This window comes from Psychrobacter sp. VH5 (assembly GCF_050572635.1).
Classification (GTDB): domain Bacteria; phylum Pseudomonadota; class Gammaproteobacteria; order Pseudomonadales; family Moraxellaceae; genus Psychrobacter; species Psychrobacter celer.
The window spans coordinates 160353-180488 of record NZ_CP192145.1 but is presented as its reverse complement, the minus strand read 5'-3'; the positions used below and the strand labels follow the sequence as shown (position 1 = coordinate 180488).

Here is a 20136-nt window from a genome sequence, read left to right as displayed (position 1 = left end):
TCTAAAACGATACCAGACGTCCTGTTTGGTATATCGGTAGCATGAACATCTGCGTCATTTAATAAAGCCCTCAACTCGCTATTCCTATAGTAGGATAGAGATACATAAGGCTTTGAAAACAACGCAAGAATATCACTGCTAGTAAGAGTATTAACGCTGACCTTAGACTCCTTAACAACACGTTAATGTCTTATTCGAATTACCAAAGTTGGCGACTGGCTACCAAGGTGTATGCTAAAACCATCAAACCAAACGCACTCACTTTGGGCATTGGCCAAAAGCGACTGCATTGATCGTAAACAGCTCCATCATACGTTTCATTGAAAATTAAAACCTGTAAACCAGCACGATTGTCGCTTTATGAACTGGCTTTTTGTTACAGAGCCAATGACATAAAAACGCAGCCAAGTAATCTACAAAGATAGATAAACTGGTCGAAGTCACACTAGCCCTGCCGCTGGTAGACATACGATATATGACCATCTGCCGCTGGGAATATAGGAGTGACTGTCTAAGGCGTTATCTCATGATAGGGATGTAAGGGAGATATATAAAAAGACGTCTCAAGGGTAATGGCGTAGCGCAGTCTGCTCTCAGACTGGCATTGAAGATTGTTACGTTAACCCTTTTAGCCAACTGTCAGCCAATATTGTACTGGTTCATTTAGCTGTTGCTCGATTCATCCTGACCGCCATGAGCACTTCAGTGATGGTTAACTGAAAAAAAGTGTGGCGCATGGTTGCTATCATATAGAAACAAATACAAATTTACCTAGGATTATACGCTAAATTGACCTAAAATTGCCAGCCGGTAAGTGAATTTACCTAATGTTGCCAGTGATTCCGTCTGCTAAAACTTATGGTTATGATTGTTAAGTTTTTGGCATTATTCGTTGTTTGAATTATTCAGATTTGAGCCAACACGAAGAGAATTTACTGATACTATATTCTGACTGATTTTGTCAGCCACTGATTTCGAAATGGTCTGCGGTATAGCTCTGTCATCAGCGATATATCAAGTGGCTGTCTAGATGGTATTTCGATATCAGTCATATTTTGATTCAGTGATATGTTGATTACTTATTTTATTTGTGCGTTATAAGGAATGTCCTATGTGTGCTGTGCCTGTCATTATTCCGGCGATTGATTTAAAAGATGGTAAATGTGTGCGCTTAAAGCAAGGCCGTATGGAGGATGATACGGTGTTTTCTGACGATCCTGTGGCCATGGCGGCGCGCTGGGTAGAAGAAGGTGCGCGCCGCTTACATTTGGTGGACTTAAATGGCGCGTTTGATGGGGTACCAGTACACAGACAAGTGGTCAATGACATCGCCAAGGCTTATCCAACTCTGCCTATCCAGTTGGGCGGCGGTGTGCGCAATATGAACACCATCGAGCAGTACATCACTGCAGGTTTGACGTATATTATTATCGGCACCAAAGCAGTCGAAGATCCCGACTTTGTCACTGAAGCTTGCCGTGAGTTTGCAGGACATATCATCGTGGGTATCGATGCCAAAGACGGTATGGTGGCGACCCATGGCTGGGCAAATGTCACTGATACTCGCGCTACCGAGCTGGCCAAGCGCTTTGCCGATGTAGGCGTATCGTCAATCGTCTATACCGACATCGCCCGTGACGGTATGATGCAAGGCGTCAACGTCGAACAGACAGTCAATCTAGCTCGCGAAGGTGGCCTGCCTGTGATTGCCTCAGGCGGCGTGACCGACATAAAAGACATCGAGCTACTAAAACCCTATGGCGACTGTATCGAGGGTATCATCACCGGCCGCGCCATCTACGAAGGCACACTTGATTTGCGTGCTGCTCAAGCATATCTAGACAGCTAAGCTCACCTAAGATTTGCTAAAAAATTACTCGCTAGGTTCTTACTTGCTGGGCTCAGCGCTCAATGGCGAGGATAGGCAACGCACTACGGCTATCTGTTTGCTGCGCCATAGCGGCGGCGTCAAGCACATAGCCGTATGTTTACTTTATCGTAGATAGACTCGCGCCTAGCTGATAAAGTAAGACAAAGAGCAGGAACCACGCTTGCATAAGACCTTGAGGTTTTGGCAATGATGCAACAAGCAAAGGATGCTTATGTCGATTTATCTCACGCAAAAAACGCCCACCATCATCCGCTGTCTGGCCAGTATATGTGGTCAGCTGCTGTTGCTATTGGCGCTGCTTGGTCAACTGCCAGCTCATGCAGCTATTGAAGACGCTGCCTCCATTAGCGCTGCGCTCAGCGGTGACAATGTTGACAATGCAGAAGCGCTTGATGAAGACAATACCGAGCCAGCACCTGCTACCTCTGACAGCATAGCTGAGACGCCAGAGATCATAGAGCCATCACCTGAGACTGACCCGCCGCCTATCATCAGTGGTGAGAGTACCAATAACGCGCAAATCGAGACCACGCCGACTCCGCAAAAAGACAATGATATCCGCCAACGTATCACTGGCATATTTTCAGAAATAGACGGGTTGCAAGCGGTCAATGTCAGCGTGACGCAAGGGGTGGTTACCCTGACGGGAGAGACGCCCAATGAAAAAAAGGCGCAGCAAGCCATCAACTTGACCAATCGCTTGACAGATGTGGTCACGGTCGAAGACCGAATCAATCGTACCCTCGATGTGCAAGACAACGTTACCACTGTCTATCAAGGTCTAAAAGCACAGGTGACCAATCTAGTGAAGGCATTGCCGCTACTATTGGTCGGTATAGTGCTATTTGCCTTGGTGACTTGGTTTGGCAGCTGGCTCTCCAATCGCAAAAACATGTGGCAACGTCTGACGCCAAATCCATTTGTGGCAGAGCTACTGGCTCAAACCATCAAAGTTATTTTTATCATTTTTGGTCTGATCTTGGCGCTGAGTCTGATCGGCGCAGAGACTGTCTTGGGTACGCTACTTGGCGGGGCAGGCGTGATCGGTATCGCGGTTGGTTTTGCGGTCAAAGACACGATTGAAAACTATATTGCCTCACTCATGCTTAGCATCCGGCAACCGTTTCGCGCGCGTGACCACATTGTCATCAATGGGCAAGAGGGTATCGTCGTGCGCCTGACATCGCGGGCGACTATTTTGATGACCTTAGATGGCAACCAGCTGCGCATTCCGAATGCCGAGGTCTTTAAAGGTACTATTCTAAATTACACCAAAAACCCTGAGCGCCGCTTTACTTTTGAGCTGGGTGTGGACGCCAACGATGACCCGCTGGCAGCCATCAAGGTTGGACTAGATGCGATACACCAGTTGGCGTTTGTCTTAGATGAGCCAAAAGCGATTGCCGTCATTACCAATGTAGGCGACTCAAATATCATTTTAGAGTTTCAGGTATGGGTGGATCAATCCGAGACCGATTTTTCTAAAGCGCGTAGTATCGCTATTCGCGAGACTAAGCACGCGCTAGAAAATGAAGGCTTTAGCTTACCTGAGCCCATTTATCGACTGCGTTTTAACCATAAATTAGAGCAAGCTTTTGAGCATATGCCACAAAACAACGCCACCTCGGGTGCTACTCTTACGACCACCGTGCCCAGCGCTACCTCAAGCAATCAAGCGCCAAGCTCCACCGATGATAAAGATAAAGAGCAAGCAAAAGCGCGTGCCAAAACTATTCTGCAAGGCCGCAGTGCCAGCGATGTCCTCGATGCCCGCCCCGATGATAAGCTGATGGAAAAGGTCGAGCAAGAAATCGCCGAAAACTCAGATGAGACTGATTTGCTAAATAACAATAGCCCGCAAGAATAATCAGCTTAGCGCCTGTCCGCAACTCAATCGATAGCCATCTAAGTGAATGAAAAATGGCTAAATCTGGCCAAACAGGGTCAAATAGCTGACTAATATCTCGAGATTATATGCGCTATCTTCCTTGTTTAGTGGCAAATGTTTAGCGGCAGTTTATCTCATTTTTATCACCATTTTTAAAATGCGAACACGCCCTAAAAAACGGCATAAAAAGTGCAATAAAATAGATATTTGATGACTATCTAGAAACGAGACACTTTTATGCAAATGAAACATTTGATTATCTTTGCACTTATGGGCATGGTGGTATTATTGGGTTTTAATCTGATAAGCGGGCATCAGCGTGATAAGCACAGAGAGATACTAGTAAACAATAATAGCGCTGAGTCGGCGACTGCGACAGATGCAGGTGCAAACACTGGCGAAAATATTGCCAATCAGCCGTTAGGTCAGCAGCCCAAGGCTATCTTGGATGATGCCACCGCGCAGATAGAGCAAGCACAGCGAGCCGAGCAGCAGCGAGTCGCGCAAGTGGCTAAAGCCCAGTAGCGTAACGGGAACAAAAAAAGGCTAACACTGGGTTAGCCTTTTTTATCAATACCTTTTTATCTACCACATCTTATATAGCTTAGCTTTTTTTGCTTGAGCCTTTGCGATTGCTGCTCTTTTTAGCTGGTGATTTTTTGGCTGGTGGTTTTTTAGCTTGGTCTTTTTTGGTTTGGTTCATCTCACTGGCTTGTAGCTTGGCTTGTAAATCAAAGTCGATTTGTAGCAAGTCCATATTAACGCCTGCGACTTTGACTTTGACCAAATCGCCCAGACCAAACAGCGTACCTTTGTCTTTACCGATAAGCTGCTGCTGCGTCTCATCATAGACAAAAAAGTCATCACCGACGTTTGAGATATGCACCAGACCGTCGATATACAAGTCAGTCAAGGTGACAAATAAGCCAAAGCTCGTCACGGTGGTCACCACGCCATTGAACTCTTCACCGACATGATCTTTCATGTAGTGACATTTGAGCCATGACTCCACAAAACGCGAGGCTTTTTCGGCGCGGCGCTCGGTATCTGAGGTTTGCGTGCCTGCGTCTTCGAGTGAAAAATCCATCACTGGCTGTTTGCTACCCGTGACTTTTGCCTTGATCGCACGATGTAGCATCAAATCAGGATAACGGCGGATAGGCGAGGTAAAGTGACTGTACTCGTCATACGCCAAGCCAAAGTGACCGATGTTGTCAGGCGCGTAGTTGGCCTGCATCATCGAGCGCAGCAGCATGCTGTGGATGCTAATGGCATCGGGTCTGTCTTTGGTGGCTTCGATGATACGCTGGTAATCGGCCTGCGTTGGGCTCTCTTCTGGGAAGCTCAAACCAAAGTTTTTGGCGTACTCATGGATACGCATGGATTTTTCGCTATCTGGCCGATCGTGGTTACGATACAAGACAGGCAGCTCATGCTTGAGAGCAAAGTTTGCCGCACAAGTATTGGCCAGTAGCATACATTCTTCGATCAGCTTTTGCGCATCGCCGCGCGTACGTGGCAATATTGCTTCAATGCCACCTTTTTCATCAAACTTAATATAGGTCTCTACTGTCTCAAACTCCATCGCATGACGCTCTTCGCGTTTTTTCAAAAGCAGCTCATAGAGTTGATGCAGTGTATCAATTGATTTTTTGACGTCTTTATTGCCTGTCAAAGAATCAGGCACGCTTTTGTCTTTTGGATTGTCAAAATACGCGTTGACTTGGTTGTACGTCAAGCGTGCTTGTGAGTGCATCACACCTGGATAAAACTCATAGCCTGTGATTTTACCAGCGCGCGATATCTTGATATCAGCCACCATACATAGGCGATCACGATCAGGGTTTAGCGAACAAAGACCATTCGACAATACTTCAGGGAGCATCGGAATGACACGATGCGGGAAGTATACTGACGTACCGCGCTCATACGCGTCTTTATCTAACGGCGAGTTTGGCGTGACGTAGTGGCTGACATCCGCGATAGCCACTAAGACGCGGTAGTTACCGCCTGAACGTTTTTCGGCATATACCGCATCGTCGAAGTCGCGTGCGTCTTCACCATCGATGGTAACTAGGGGTAAGTGACGTAAGTCAGTACGGCCCTTTAGGTCTTTGTCAGTAGGCTCCTCGTAATCATTGGCTTGCTTGAGAGCCGCTTCACTAAATTCTGATGGAATATCATAATTAAGTAACGTCGTTTCGATGATCAGCTCGCGGTCGTTGTCATCGGAGAGAACTTCAGTGATTTTGCCAGTAGCAAACTCGTGCTGGTTTGGCCAATCGATGATGTCGATTTTAACGGGTGCGCCTTGCTTGGCGTTTAGAGCCTGTACGTTGTCATCAGTGACAGTAATGGGTTGGTGATGGTTTGGACTACCAAGCTCGACACAGTAACCTTCGTCATCACGTGCTAGCGTACCGATGAAGTTGTTTTGACGACGCTCTATGATATCGACGATGCGGCCTTCGGTGCGACCGCGGTTGTCTGTTGAGGTGCCGATTGCGGCTACTGTATCGCCGTTAAATACCCAACGCATTTGTTTTTCGTGCAAAAACAAATCGGGCATGTCTTCTAATAGCACAAAGCCAAAACCTTTGGGGTGCGCAGACACAGTACCGGTGACCACATCTTGCTTGGTCACTGTCCGATAACGATAAGGACGACCTTCACGGCTTACTTGACCGTCGCGTGCCATGGCTTTTAGGCGATTGCCCAGCGCATCAAACTGATCTGGATCTTCAATCTCAAAGATCTGCGCCAGCTGCTTGTGAGTGACTTCGCCATGCTCATTAATCGTGCTCAGTATCAGCTCGCGACTAGGGATAGGATTGTCATATCTTTTTGCCTCACTTGAGGCGTTTGGATCGTTCCAACTCATAAATTACCGTATCTATTTTTAAAATTATTAATAATGGCTATCTTAACACGAACGACGAGGCAATATCTTGCGTCAATCGCCTAATCTGTATTAAGTCGCAATAAGCTGTCTGCTTTTACAGAAGACAGCTGAAAAAGCCCATCAAATATCGATATCCACCGCACTAGACTTATCAGTGATTTTTTTGCTGTCTAATTCCTTTGAGACCTCTAGCACCGTGGTCTGATTGGATTTGTCGAGATATTTTTGTGCTTTATCGACCTCAGTGGTCAAGGTATTGACCGTTTGCTTCATATTTTCTAGCGCTTCAACTTTATAATTGCTGATCATGTCCATCGTATCATAGACATTATTGAAGGCGTTTTGCAGTTTATCAAGCTCGATACTGCTGCTGGTCGCCTGCTCATGGATCTCGCCCGATTGACGTTTGAGCATCGCAGAGGTCGATTCGATCAAACTGCTGGTGGTTTTATTCAGCGCAGTGATTTGATCAAGTACCAGTTTTTGATTGGTCATCGCTTGTGCGACAACCACCGCCGTGCGGAGCGCTGAGATGGTCGTCGTGGTCGCGCGATCGACACCTTTGATCAGCTCCAGATTGTTTTTGCGAATGGTATCAAGCGCCAAATAACCTTGGACGTTGACGGCCAACTGCGTCAAAAAGTCGGTGTTTTTTTGGCGCACATAAAACAGCATCTCTTCTTTGATGATGCGTGCTTTTTCTGGGTCAGTCGCCTCGATGGCATAGACTTTTTGCTCCAACTGCTCATCGATTTTTTTGCCCACATAAATGTACTGACGAATCGATTGCATCAGCTCCCACATATTGACTTTTTCTTGCTCGATCATGGCATTGTCTTTGAGCAGCTCGTCTTTGCCGTTATAGAGACTGGTCACGACGGCATTGATATGTGACTGCGCTGACTCGTATTGACGAAAGTAATCTTGAACCTTGTTGCCAAAAGGAATAAGGCCAAACAGCTTGCGTGAGCTGGTCAAATCTTTTTTGCTAGGGTCCAAATCTTCGACGATACCGCGCAGCTCTGTCAGAGATTTGGCGATGGGGGAGTTATCAAACAAATTGTCGTTGATGCTTTTTGCTGGCAGCTCGAGCATACGATTAGAGACTTGTGCGGACTCACGAATCTCTTTATTGCCTAAGTTGTGTATGGACTGGACGTTTTGTTGAAACTCAGGGCTATGTACAGAGTTGGTGATGACATGATCGACAAAAGCATCAACTTTAGCATCGAGCTCTGGTATCTGGCTTTTATCGAGGGTTACCATCTGGTCGGCTTCACTCTTTTGTATTTCTTTGACGGGCTCAGGCGGCGTCAGTGAAATGCTTGGCGCAGCGGCATTTTCTGGTGGCGTCAATTCTTGCATAAAGTTTCCTATAATATCTAGAGGGAAAAAATCAGTAATACATCATCCGTGCGGTTTATGTAGTGTCGACTATATCGGGTATTGTCTTATTTAAAAGACAAGTCGCGGCCTGTATGTCACAGCCTGTGGTTTATATAAAGCCGAATAAATACAGAGCCATTGAGCTTTAGACTAACTGGTAATGAAAAGCTTGAGAAGAGAGGTTTTGTAAAATAGCGTCAGCTTGTGATGCCAAAAACAGTGTTTAAAAACGCTATAACTGATAAACACTATAGGTGATAAAAGCCATGGCTAATAAAGGCAGTATCACTGCTTATGATAAATAGGCAGAGAAGCCTATGTACAAAAAAACCATCAATATCCCGTAGCATATTGATGGTCAACAGTATAAGTATCCATATTAATCAATATCGACTTATCTAACATCGACGGATTAGCATGCCGATTAATAGCTGCCACTAACTAATAGCAATCTGGTTAGTCGATCACTTTTTCTTAGTTGGGCCGAGCAGCATACCCATCTGACGACCTTCCATCTTAGGATATTGTTCGACGTTTGAGATATCAGCGGTATCTTCAATGATGCGGTCAAGTTGCTTGCGACCAATATCTTGGTGCGCCATTTCGCGTCCACGGAAACGAATACTAATCTTAACCTTATCTTGATTTTCTAAGAAACTAATGATTTTACGCAGCTTAACTTGATAATCCGCCTCTTCAGTACTAGGGCGTAGTTTCATCTCTTTAAGCTGAGTCTGCTTTTGGTTTTTCTTAGCTTCTTTGGCCTTTTGTTTTTGATCATATAAGAAGTGCTTATAATCCATGATCTTACATACAGGCGGCTTTGCTTCAGGAACCAATTCGACCAAATCTAAGTTTTCATCACGCGCCGCTTTCATCGCGGTTTCGATATCGACCACGCCCATTTGTTCGCCGTCTTCTTTGACGAGTCGGACTTCTTTGACTTTGATATCTTCGTTGATGTTCAAACGGTTGGACTGTTTAATAGGTATTACTCCTCATCTGTTTTTGGGGTCTGTCGGCCTTTTTTACCGACAGCGGTCTGTACTAATGCCATAAAGTCAGAGATACTCATCACGCCAAGGTTTTCGCCTTCACGCGTCCGGACATTGACGCTGCCCGTTTCAATCTCTTTATCCCCTAATACTAGCATATAGGGGATACGTTCTAATGTTTTCTCTCGTATCTTAAATCCAATCTTTTCGTTACGCAAGTCGCTAACGGCTCGAATACCGACGTTTTTCAGCTCATTAACCACATTTTCACAAGCCTCTGCTTGCTTGTCAGTGATATTCATCACCACCACTTGCTTGGGTGCAAGCCATACTGGCATCCAACCGGCATAGTGTTCGATCAAAATACCGATGAAACGCTCGAACGATCCTAAGATAGCACGGTGTAGCATGATGGGGGTTTCACGCTCGTTTTGTTCGTTGACGAATTCGGCATCAAGACGCTCAGGCATATTGGGGTCGACCTGAATGGTACCACACTGCCAGACGCGGCCTAAAGAGTCTTTTAGACTAAATTCAATCTTCGGACCATAAAACGCGCCTTCACCCGGCAAATATTCCCAATCGAGACCTGAGCTGTCGAGAGCATCGGCCAAAGCTTTTTCGGCAAAATCCCAAGACTCATCAGAGCCGACACGTTTTTCAGGGCGGGTGGAGAGCTTCATGATGATGTTGTCAAAGCCGAAGTCTTCGTAGACTTTTAGGGTCAGTTTAATAAAGTCAGCGACCTCTTGCTGAATTTGTGCTGCAGTACAGAAGATATGCGCATCATCTTGCGTAAAGCCGCGTACGCGCATCAAACCATGTAGCGAACCTGAAGGCTCATTACGGTGACACGAGCCAAACTCTGCCATACGCAGTGGCAGGTCACGATATGACTTTAGGCCTTGGTTAAATACTTGCACGTGACACGGGCAGTTCATTGGCTTTACCGCATAATCACGGTTTTCGCTGGCAGTGGTAAACATATTGGTGGCATAGTTGCCCCAGTGTCCTGAGCGCTCCCACAAGCTACGATCGACGATTTGTGGTGTTTTAATTTCTTCATAGCCGTGATCGTGTTGGACTTTGCGCATATACTGCTCAAGCACTTGATAAATCGTCCAGCCATTAGGGTGCCAAAAAACCATACCAGGCGCTTGCTCTTGCATATGAAACAGATTGAGCGCTTTACCAATTTTACGGTGGTCGCGTTTTTCCGCTTCTTCAATACGCTGAATATAGGCCTTTAGGTCTTTTTTATCAGCCCACGCTGTACCATAGATACGTTGCAGCTGCTCATTTTTGGCATCACCGCGCCAGTATGCACCCGACATTTTGGTCAGTTTAAACACCTTCAAAAAGCGCGTGTTTGGTACGTGCGGGCCACGGCACATATCGACGTATTCTTGATGGTGATACAGACCAAAGGCTTCTTCACCCGGCATATCATTGATCAGTTTCAGCTTATAATCTTCGCCGCGCGCTTCGAATATCTTGATGACTTCATCGCGCGGTGTCATTTTTTTGATGACATCATAATCTTGCTTGATCAGTTGCATCATGCGTTTTTCGATGGCTTCCATATGCTCAGGGGTAAACGGCGTCTCGCTATAGATGTCGTAATAAAAACCATCTTCGATGACCGGTCCGATGACCATTTTTACCTCTGGATAGAGCTGTTTTACTGCATGACCTAACAAGTGGGCGCAGGAGTGGCGAATGATATCGACACCGTCAGCGTCTTTTGGCGTCACGATTTCAACTTTGGCATCATGGGTGATCGGATCGTGTGCATCGACTAATTGACCATCAACGCGCCCAGCGACCGTCGCTTTGGCAAGTCCTGCACCAATACTTTGCGCCACTTCCATGACGGTGGTATTGCCTTCAAAGTTTTTTACGCTACCATCTGGTAAAGTAATCGCTACCATAATCTATTCACCTTTTTGGATCCGTTGGCAGTGATGATTGCAACCATCAATCATATAACCGTAAGACCGCATCAATTATATCTAACTGCTGTGATATGTTAAGAAAAGTACCACCCAAAATACTAAGTTGAGACGATATTAACAGCAGGCTTTTGGCCAGTTTATCTAAAGACTCACTTTAGTATTGCAAGGTAGTGTCATAAAAGCCACTATTATAGCAAACACTGCCTAGCAACACTAGGTTGTAGACTATAGATACAAAGTGACAAAAGTATTATAACAAGCGACGTCAGCACGGTGACTGTTCAAGTATCGATGCAGCACTTGATGCTTCAAGGTTATCTAATCATCCTAATTACCGATGCTATAAAAAATAACGTTTTATCTCGCTGCATCATGTTTATATCGGATTGACTATATAAGTATTTATTAAGCAGATTTCAATAGGTAATAGATAACGCCAATTTTGCTACCACTATATAACTAATGAAGTGATGATGGTTTAAGTCGCAGCGCCGTCCTAAAAATTTTTTTCGCTAACATATTGAAAACACTAGTCTATTTTATTTTTGTCGAAATTAATTAAAAAACTTGTCAAAAAGCAGTTGACACCCGTCAGAAACTCTATATAATACGCACCTCATCAGGACAAGCTAAGCATTACTAGGGTAGATTACATAGTAACAACACAGCGAACCTTGAGAAACAAATTAGATAAAAAGCTTGACAAACCAAATCTTTATGATATGATAGTCGGCTCGCTAATAACGATAAGCACATTGCTTAGTTATTAGTTATATAACTCTTTAACTGGACGACAGTGAAGAGACACTATTTAAAAGCACAACTAAAGAACAACTTGTGTGGATTTTTGCTGATATAGAATGCTAAAAAATAAAGTTGGTTTTGACTTCTTTTCGGGAGTTAAATCTAACTATAAAAATTATCATTTACTCAGCAGAAAAACTCAAAGTTAATTCATTACGAACATAATTTTAAGCGATTTGCTAGATAAATGAGCCAAGATTAGAAGTCATCTTCCTATTTATAGGTAAAGGCTTCAGAAAGATTAAACTGAAGAGTTTGATCATGGCTCAGATTGAACGCTGGCGGCAGGCTTAACACATGCAAGTCGAGCGGAAACGATGGGAGCTTGCTCCCAGGCGTCGAGCGGCGGACGGGTGAGTAACACTTAGGAATCTACCTAGTAGTGGGGGATAGCTCGGGGAAACTCGAATTAATACCGCATACGTCCTACGGGAGAAAGGGGCAGTTTACTGCTCTCGCTATTAGATGAGCCTAAGTCGGATTAGCTAGTTGGTGGGGTAAAGGCCTACCAAGGCGACGATCTGTAGCTGGTCTGAGAGGATGATCAGCCACACCGGGACTGAGACACGGCCCGGACTCCTACGGGAGGCAGCAGTGGGGAATATTGGACAATGGGGAAACCCTGATCCAGCCATGCCGCGTGTGTGAAGAAGGCCTTTTGGTTGTAAAGCACTTTAAGCAGTGAAGAAGACCTAACGGTTAATACCCGTTAGCGATGACATTAGCTGCAGAATAAGCACCGGCTAACTCTGTGCCAGCAGCCGCGGTAATACAGAGGGTGCAAGCGTTAATCGGAATTACTGGGCGTAAAGCGAGCGTAGGTGGCTTGATAAGTCAGATGTGAAATCCCCGGGCTTAACCTGGGAACTGCATCTGATACTGTTAAGCTAGAGTAGGTGAGAGGGAAGTAGAATTCCAGGTGTAGCGGTGAAATGCGTAGAGATCTGGAGGAATACCGATGGCGAAGGCAGCTTCCTGGCATCATACTGACACTGAGGTTCGAAAGCGTGGGTAGCAAACAGGATTAGATACCCTGGTAGTCCACGCCGTAAACGATGTCTACTAGTCGTTGGGTCCCTTGAGGACTTAGTGACGCAGCTAACGCAATAAGTAGACCGCCTGGGGAGTACGGCCGCAAGGTTAAAACTCAAATGAATTGACGGGGCCCGCACAAGCGGTGGAGCATGTGGTTTAATTCGATGCAACGCGAAGAACCTTACCTGGTCTTGACATACACAGAATCTTGTAGAGATACGAGAGTGCCTTCGGGAATTGTGATACAGGTGCTGCATGGCTGTCGTCAGCTCGTGTCGTGAGATGTTGGGTTAAGTCCCGCAACGAGCGCAACCCTTGTCCTTAGTTACCAGCGGGTTAAGCCGGGAACTCTAAGGATACTGCCAGTGACAAACTGGAGGAAGGCGGGGACGACGTCAAGTCATCATGGCCCTTACGACCAGGGCTACACACGTGCTACAATGGTAGGTACAGAGGGCAGCTACACAGCGATGTGATGCGAATCTCAAAAAGCCTATCGTAGTCCAGATTGAGTCTGCAACTCGACTCCATGAAGTAGGAATCGCTAGTAATCGCGGATCAGAATGCCGCGGTGAATACGTTCCCGGGCCTTGTACACACCGCCCGTCACACCATGGGAGTTGATTGCACCAGAAGTGGTTAGCCTAACTTAGTGAGGGCGATCACCACGGTGTGGTTGATGACTGGGGTGAAGTCGTAACAAGGTAGCCGTAGGGGAACCTGCGGCTGGATCACCTCCTTATAGACAGCATTCGGTCAGCAAGAATTCACAACAAGTTGTTCTTTAGTTTAAGCTTACGTTTTAGGACGTACTAGGGTCTGTAGCTCAGCTGGTTAGAGCACCGTGTTGATAACGCGGGGTCGGTGGTTCAAGTCCACCTAGACCCACCATTATACATGGGGCCATAGCTCAGTTGGTAGAGCGCCTGCCTTGCACGCAGGAGGTCAACGGTTCGACTCCGTTTGGCTCCACCACTACAAACCTCGGAAGCTTAGCGTGCAAATAAATACAATAGGTATTAAATAGAAACAAGTGATTTATCTTTGAATAAAGACACGATTACTTCTTTCTGTTTTATACGGAAATCTATGACTTGACGAAAGCATAGAGACTATTTAAAAACATAGATATGAGTCTGGGTTAGCAATAACATTTCACGTGTTATTGTTAACCTGAAGACTAGCCTTTTAACGACATTGTTTGTTATCCCAAGGGCTAGTCTTCAAAGTAAAGAGAACTGAATCAAGCGTAAACATAGGTGATATCGTTATAATTGCTGACAAAGACCCCTTGGGGTTGTATGGTCAAGTAATTAAGCGCACATGGTGGATGCCTTGGCAGTCAGAGGCGATGAAAGACGTGACAGCCTGCGATAAGCTTCGGGGAGGCGGCAATATCCTGTGATCCGGAGATTTCTGAATGGGAAACCCACTTACCATAAGGTAAGTATCTTGTACTTGTACAAGAAGCGAACGAGGGAAGTGAAACATCTCAGTACCCTTAGGAATAGACATCAATTGAGATTCCCCTAGTAGCGGCGAGCGAACGGGGAGAAGCCGATTAATGCTAATGTAGAAGAACAGCGTGGGAAAGCTGACCATAGTAGGTGATAGTCCTGTATTCGAAACATTAGCGTTAACATATTAAGTAGAGCGGGGCACGAGAAATCCTGTTTGAAGATGGGGGGACCATCCTCCAAGGCTAAATACTCCTGACTGACCGATAGTGAACCAGTACCGTGAGGGAAAGGCGAAAAGAACCCCTGTGAGGGAGTGAAATAGAACCTGAAACCGTGTGCGTACAAGCAGTGGGAGCCCACTTGTTGGGTGACCGCGTACCTTTGTATAATGGGTCAGCGACTTATATTCTGTAGCAAGGTTAACCGTTTAGGGGAGCCGTAGGGAAACCGAGTCTTAATAGGGCGTCTAGTTGCAGGGTATAGACCCGAAACCGAGTGATCTATCCATGAGCAGGTTGAAAGTGCCGTAACAGGCACCGGAGGACCGAACCCACTGTCGTTGAAAAGCCAGGGGATGACTTGTGGATAGGGGTGAAAGGCTAATCAAACTCGGTGATAGCTGGTTCTCCCCGAAAGCTATTTAGGTAGCGCCTCGGACGAACACCATTGGGGGTAGAGCACTGTTTCGGCTAGGGGGTCATACCGACTTACCAAACCGATGCAAACTCCGAATACCGATGAGTGATATCCGGGAGACACACGGTGGGTGCTAACGTCCATCGTGGAGAGGGAAACAACCCAGACCGCCAGCTAAGGCCCCAAATTCCTAGTTAAGTGGGAAACGAGGTGGGAAGGCATAGACAGCTAGGAGGTTGGCTTAGAAGCAGCCATCCTTTAAAGAAAGCGTAATAGCTCACTAGTCGAGTCGGCCCGCGCGGAAGATGTAACGGGGCTCAAACTAGGAGCCGAAGCTGCGGATTTGAATTTGTTTCAAGTGGTAGGGGAGCGTTGTGTAAGCCTGTGAAGGTGTGTTGTAAAGCATGCTGGAGGTATCACAAGAGCGAATGCTGACGTGAGTAACGATAATGCGAGTGAAAAGCTCGCACGCCGGAAGACCAAGGGTTCCAGTCCAACGTTAATCGGGGCTGGGTGAGTCGACCCCTAAGGCGAGGCCGAAAGGCGTAGTCGATGGGAAATCGGTTAATATTCCGATACTTGTTTATGATGCGATGGAGGGACGGAGAAGGTTATGCCAGCTCAGCGATGGTTGTCTGAGTGGAAGGATGTAGGTTTATAGCTTAGGTAAATCCGGGCTATTTCATACCGAGATCTGATAGCAAGTCCTACTTGTAGGACGAAGTGGCAAATACCATGCTTCCAGGAAAAGCTTCTAAGCGATAGTCATAAACGAATCGTACCCTAAACCGACACAGGTGGTCAGGTAGAGAATACCAAGGCGCTTGAGAGAACTCTGCTGAAGGAACTAGGCAAAATGGTACCGTAACTTCGGGAGAAGGTACGCTGCTGATGGTGAAGGACTTGCTCCGTAAGCTATTGGCAGTCGCAGATACCAGGCTGCTGCAACTGTTTATTAAAAACACAGCACTCTGCAAACACGAAAGTGGACGTATAGGGTGTGATGTCTGCCCGGTGCTGGAAGGTTAATTGATGGGCTTAGCGTATGCGAAGGTCTTGATCGAAGCCCCAGTAAACGGCGGCCGTAACTATAACGGTCCTAAGGTAGCGAAATTCCTTGTCGGGTAAGTTCCGACCTGCACGAATGACATAATGATGGCAGCGCTGTCTCCAGCAGAGACTCAGTGAAATCGAAATCGCAGTGAAGATGCTGTGTACCCGCGGCTAGACGGAAAGACCCCGTGAACCTTTACTACAGCTTTACATTGAACTTTGACCTGACTTGTGCAGGATAGGTGGGAGGCTTTGAAACCGAGACGCCAGTCTTGGTGGAGCCATCCTTGAAATACCACCCTGGTCATGTTGGGGTTCTAACTCAGGTATCACAATACCGAGGACAATGTATGGTGGGTAGTTTGACTGGGGCGGTCTCCTCCTAAAGAGTAACGGAGGAGTACGAAGGTGCGCTCAGAACGGTCGGAAATCGTTCATAGAGTATAAAGGCAAAAGCGCGCTTAACTGCGAGACCCACAAGTCGAGCAGGTACGAAAGTAGGTCTTAGTGATCCGGTGGTTCTGTATGGAAGGGCCATCGCTCAACGGATAAAAGGTACTCTGGGGATAACAGGCTGATACCGCCCAAGAGTTCATATCGACGGCGGTGTTTGGCACCTCGATGTCGGCTCATCTCATCCTAGGGCTGAAGCAGGTCCTAAGGGTATGGCTGTTCGCCATTTAAAGAGGTACGCGAGCTGGGTTTAGAACGTCGTGAGACAGTTCGGTCCCTATCTACCGTGGGCGTTGGAAATTTGAGAGGATCTGCTCCTAGTACGAGAGGACCAGAGTGGACGAACCGCTGGTGTTCGGGTTGTCATGCCAATGGCATTGCCCGGTAGCTACGTTCGGATGGGATAACCGCTGAAAGCATCTAAGCGGGAAGCCCACCTCAAGATTAGATTTCCCTAAAGAGCCGTTCAAGACTAGGACGTTGATAGGCAGGGTGTGGAAGCGCAGTGATGCGTGTAGCTAACCTGTACTAATTGCTCGTTTGGCTTGACCATACAACACCCAAGTGGTTTGTATCAAGCAATTATTCGATATCACCGTTATCCTTGATTCAGTTAGGATAAGTGATACTTAAGTCATTAAGTAAAACAAACATAGACTCATATCTAACCCTCTTTGCTGACGACAATAGCACGATGGCACCACCTGATCCCTTCCCGAACTCAGAAGTGAAACATCGTTGCGCCAATGGTAGTGTGGCTCCGGCCATGTGAGAGTAGGTCATCGTCAGCTCTCTATTCCCTAAAAGCCCCCACTCATATCCGAGTGGGGGCTTTTTTTATCTAAAATCTAAAAACAGGTTTAAATAGTGCACGATGATGGGTTAAAGCTTATTTTTATCTCTCATATCTCTTAGCGATCGTAAATAATCTTTAGATTAGATCCCAATTGTTTTGCAGACAATCGCCTTCTAAACTATTACCTTATAGACAAGCTTTTATTATTGAGAGAGCCCTATGGCTAGACGGTGGGAATATCAATGTTTGCAAGCTTCGTTTACCGAGTATATAGATTACGGTTGCAGTTGTGGTTTTAAAGACTTGGTATATTTTGAGTTTTTAATGTATATATTTCAATGAGTTATTATTTATTTTAAATAAAAGATCAAACACCCCTTGACCCCCATCCAAATACGCGTATAATGCCACCCAGTCGAAAGGGAAGGCGGATTAAAGAGTGGCTCATTCAAAGAATGATTTATTATTTTAAACTCTTAAACTCCAAGCCTGACCAACTAATTTAAAATAAACCAAATTAGTTCTTGACTTACCAAATAAAGCGTCTATAATACGCACCTCATCAGGACAAGCTAAGCATTACTAGGGTAGATTACATAGTAACAACACAGCGAACCTTGAGAAACAAATTAGATAAAAAGCTTGACAAACCAAATCTTTATGATATGATAGTCGGCTCGCTAATAACGATAAGCACATTGCTTAGTTATTAGTTATATAACTCTTTAACTGGACGACAGTGAAGAGACACTATTTAAAAGCACAACTAAAGAACAACTTGTGTGGATTTTTGCTGATATAGAATGCTAAAAAATAAAGTTGGTTTTGACTTCTTTTCGGGAGTTAAATCTAACTATAAAAATTATCATTTACTCAGCAGAAAAACTCAAAGTTAATTCATTACGAACATAATTTTAAGCGATTTGCTAGATAAATGAGCCAAGATTAGAAGTCATCTTCCTATTTATAGGTAAAGGCTTCAGAAAGATTAAACTGAAGAGTTTGATCATGGCTCAGATTGAACGCTGGCGGCAGGCTTAACACATGCAAGTCGAGCGGAAACGATGGGAGCTTGCTCCCAGGCGTCGAGCGGCGGACGGGTGAGTAACACTTAGGAATCTACCTAGTAGTGGGGGATAGCTCGGGGAAACTCGAATTAATACCGCATACGTCCTACGGGAGAAAGGGGGCAGTTTACTGCTCTCGCTATTAGATGAGCCTAAGTCGGATTAGCTAGTTGGTGGGGTAAAGGCCTACCAAGGCGACGATCTGTAGCTGGTCTGAGAGGATGATCAGCCACACCGGGACTGAGACACGGCCCGGACTCCTACGGGAGGCAGCAGTGGGGAATATTGGACAATGGGGAAACCCTGATCCAGCCATGCCGCGTGTGTGAAGAAGGCCTTTTGGTTGTAAAGCACTTTAAGCAGTGAAGAAGACCTAACGGTTAATACCCGTTAGCGATGACATTAGCTGCAGAATAAGCACCGGCTAACTCTGTGCCAGCAGCCGCGGTAATACAGAGGGTGCAAGCGTTAATCGGAATTACTGGGCGTAAAGCGAGCGTAGGTGGCTTGATAAGTCAGATGTGAAATCCCCGGGCTTAACCTGGGAACTGCATCTGATACTGTTAAGCTAGAGTAGGTGAGAGGGAAGTAGAATTCCAGGTGTAGCGGTGAAATGCGTAGAGATCTGGAGGAATACCGATGGCGAAGGCAGCTTCCTGGCATCATACTGACACTGAGGTTCGAAAGCGTGGGTAGCAAACAGGATTAGATACCCTGGTAGTCCACGCCGTAAACGATGTCTACTAGTCGTTGGGTCCCTTGAGGACTTAGTGACGCAGCTAACGCAATAAGTAGACCGCCTGGGAGTACGGCCGCAAGGTTAAAACTCAAATGAATTGACGGGGGCCCGCACAAGCGGTGGAGCATGTGGTTTAATTCGATGCAACGCGAAGAACCTTACCTGGTCTTGACATACACAGAATCTTGTAGAGATACGAGAGTGCCTTCGGGAATTGTGATACAGGTGCTGCATGGCTGTCGTCAGCTCGTGTCGTGAGATGTTGGGTTAAGTCCCGCAACGAGCGCAACCCTTGTCCTTAGTTACCAGCGGGTTAAGCCGGGAACTCTAAGGATACTGCCAGTGACAAACTGGAGGAAGGCGGGGACGACGTCAAGTCATCATGGCCCTTACGACCAGGGCTACACACGTGCTACAATGGTAGGTACAGAGGGCAGCTACACAGCGATGTGATGCGAATCTCAAAAAGCCTATCGTAGTCCAGATTGGAGTCTGCAACTCGACTCCATGAAGTAGGAATCGCTAGTAATCGCGGATCAGAATGCCGCGGTGAATACGTTCCCGGGCCTTGTACACACCGCCCGTCACACCATGGGAGTTGATTGCACCAGAAGTGGTTAGCCTAACTTAGTGAGGGCGATCACCACGGTGTGGTTGATGACTGGGGTGAAGTCGTAACAAGGTAGCCGTAGGGGAACCTGCGGCTGGATCACCTCCTTATAGACAGCATTCGGTCAGCAAGAATTCACAACAAGTTGTTCTTTAGTTTAAGCTTACGTTTTAGGACGTACTAGGGTCTGTAGCTCAGCTGGTTAGAGCACCGTGTTGATAACGCGGGGGTCGGTGGTTCAAGTCCACCTAGACCCACCATTATACATGGGGCCATAGCTCAGTTGGTAGAGCGCCTGCCTTGCACGCAGGAGGTCAACGGTTCGACTCCGTTTGGCTCCACCACTACAAACCTCGGAAGCTTAGCGTGCAAATAAATACAATAGGTATTAAATAGAAACAAGTGATTTATCTTTGAATAAAGACACGATTACTTCTTTCTGTTTTATACGGAAATCTATGACTTG

Annotated in this window: 7 protein-coding genes, 4 tRNA genes and 4 rRNA genes; 11 read left to right on the top strand and 4 right to left on the bottom strand. The window is 46.2% G+C overall.

What is annotated here, in order from left to right:
• Nucleotides 1–1111: 1111 nt before the first annotated feature.
• The 3 genes from hisA to ACNFVB_RS00755 all read left to right on the top strand — a co-directional run bounded on the left by hisA (nucleotide 1112) and on the right by ACNFVB_RS00755 (nucleotide 4304).
• Nucleotides 1112–1849 (top strand): 1-(5-phosphoribosyl)-5-[(5-phosphoribosylamino)methylideneamino]imidazole-4-carboxamide isomerase, encoded by a 738-nt coding sequence (gene hisA / locus ACNFVB_RS00765; RefSeq protein ID WP_192995118.1) that lies wholly within the window; start codon nucleotides 1112–1114, stop codon nucleotides 1847–1849.
• A 253-nt stretch (nucleotides 1850–2102) separates the two neighbouring features.
• Nucleotides 2103–3758, top strand: a complete 1656-nt coding sequence (locus ACNFVB_RS00760) for a mechanosensitive ion channel domain-containing protein (RefSeq protein WP_430737757.1) — start codon at nucleotides 2103–2105, stop codon at nucleotides 3756–3758.
• 258 nt (nucleotides 3759–4016) lie between these two features.
• On the top strand, nucleotides 4017–4304 hold the full coding sequence (locus ACNFVB_RS00755) for a hypothetical protein (RefSeq protein ID WP_430737756.1): 288 nt from the start codon (nucleotides 4017–4019) through the stop codon (nucleotides 4302–4304).
• Between the two features lie 79 nt (nucleotides 4305–4383).
• Here the strand turns inward: ACNFVB_RS00755 and rnr are convergent, their stop codons facing one another.
• The 4 genes from rnr to thrS form a co-directional block, all read right to left on the bottom strand.
• Nucleotides 4384–6660: a ribonuclease R gene (gene rnr, locus ACNFVB_RS00750; protein ID WP_430737755.1), complete on the bottom strand. Its 2277-nt coding sequence runs from the start codon at nucleotides 6658–6660 to the stop codon at nucleotides 4384–4386.
• A 141-nt stretch (nucleotides 6661–6801) separates the two neighbouring features.
• The gene (locus tag ACNFVB_RS00745; RefSeq protein ID WP_288996315.1) at nucleotides 6802–8046 is read right to left on the bottom strand and encodes a toxic anion resistance protein; all 1245 of its coding nucleotides are present in this window, start codon (nucleotides 8044–8046) and stop codon (nucleotides 6802–6804) included.
• A 485-nt stretch (nucleotides 8047–8531) separates the two neighbouring features.
• Nucleotides 8532–9035 (bottom strand): translation initiation factor IF-3, encoded by a 504-nt coding sequence (infC, locus tag ACNFVB_RS00740; protein ID WP_105244391.1) that lies wholly within the window; start codon nucleotides 9033–9035, stop codon nucleotides 8532–8534.
• A 23-nt stretch (nucleotides 9036–9058) separates the two neighbouring features.
• Nucleotides 9059–10993 (bottom strand): threonine--tRNA ligase, encoded by a 1935-nt coding sequence (thrS, locus tag ACNFVB_RS00735; protein WP_075101251.1) that lies wholly within the window; start codon nucleotides 10991–10993, stop codon nucleotides 9059–9061.
• Between the two features lie 1071 nt (nucleotides 10994–12064).
• Here thrS and ACNFVB_RS00730 point away from each other — a divergent pair.
• From ACNFVB_RS00730 to ACNFVB_RS00695, 8 genes are all read left to right on the top strand, one after another.
• Nucleotides 12065–13598, top strand: a 16S ribosomal RNA gene (locus tag ACNFVB_RS00730).
• Between the two features lie 73 nt (nucleotides 13599–13671).
• Nucleotides 13672–13747, top strand: a tRNA-Ile gene (locus ACNFVB_RS00725).
• 8 nt (nucleotides 13748–13755) lie between these two features.
• Nucleotides 13756–13831 (top strand) — tRNA-Ala (locus tag ACNFVB_RS00720).
• A 328-nt stretch (nucleotides 13832–14159) separates the two neighbouring features.
• Nucleotides 14160–17011 (top strand): 23S ribosomal RNA (locus ACNFVB_RS00715).
• Nucleotides 17012–17134: 123 nt separating this feature from the next.
• Nucleotides 17135–17249 (top strand): 5S ribosomal RNA (rrf, locus tag ACNFVB_RS00710).
• Between the two features lie 995 nt (nucleotides 17250–18244).
• Nucleotides 18245–19780: ribosomal RNA gene (locus tag ACNFVB_RS00705) — 16S ribosomal RNA — on the top strand.
• Together the 16S, 23S and 5S rRNA genes with 4 tRNA genes alongside form the textbook arrangement of a ribosomal RNA operon.
• Nucleotides 19781–19853: 73 nt before the next feature.
• Nucleotides 19854–19930: transfer RNA gene (locus tag ACNFVB_RS00700), tRNA-Ile, on the top strand.
• An 8-nt stretch (nucleotides 19931–19938) separates the two neighbouring features.
• Nucleotides 19939–20014: transfer RNA gene (locus ACNFVB_RS00695), tRNA-Ala, on the top strand.
• The last annotated feature ends 122 nt before the right edge of the window (nucleotides 20015–20136 follow it).

Coding starts and splice junctions, on each gene's coding strand:
- hisA (WP_192995118.1), top strand. CDS start 1,112: ATGTGTGCTGTGCCTGTCATTATTCCGGCGATTGATTTAAAAGATGGT.
- ACNFVB_RS00760 (WP_430737757.1), top strand. CDS start 2,103: ATGTCGATTTATCTCACGCAAAAAACGCCCACCATCATCCGCTGTCTG.
- thrS (WP_075101251.1), bottom strand. CDS start 10,993: ATGGTAGCGATTACTTTACCAGATGGTAGCGTAAAAAACTTTGAAGGC.
- ACNFVB_RS00755 (WP_430737756.1), top strand. CDS start 4,017: ATGCAAATGAAACATTTGATTATCTTTGCACTTATGGGCATGGTGGTA.
- rnr (WP_430737755.1), bottom strand. CDS start 6,660: ATGAGTTGGAACGATCCAAACGCCTCAAGTGAGGCAAAAAGATATGAC.
- ACNFVB_RS00745 (WP_288996315.1), bottom strand. CDS start 8,046: ATGCAAGAATTGACGCCACCAGAAAATGCCGCTGCGCCAAGCATTTCA.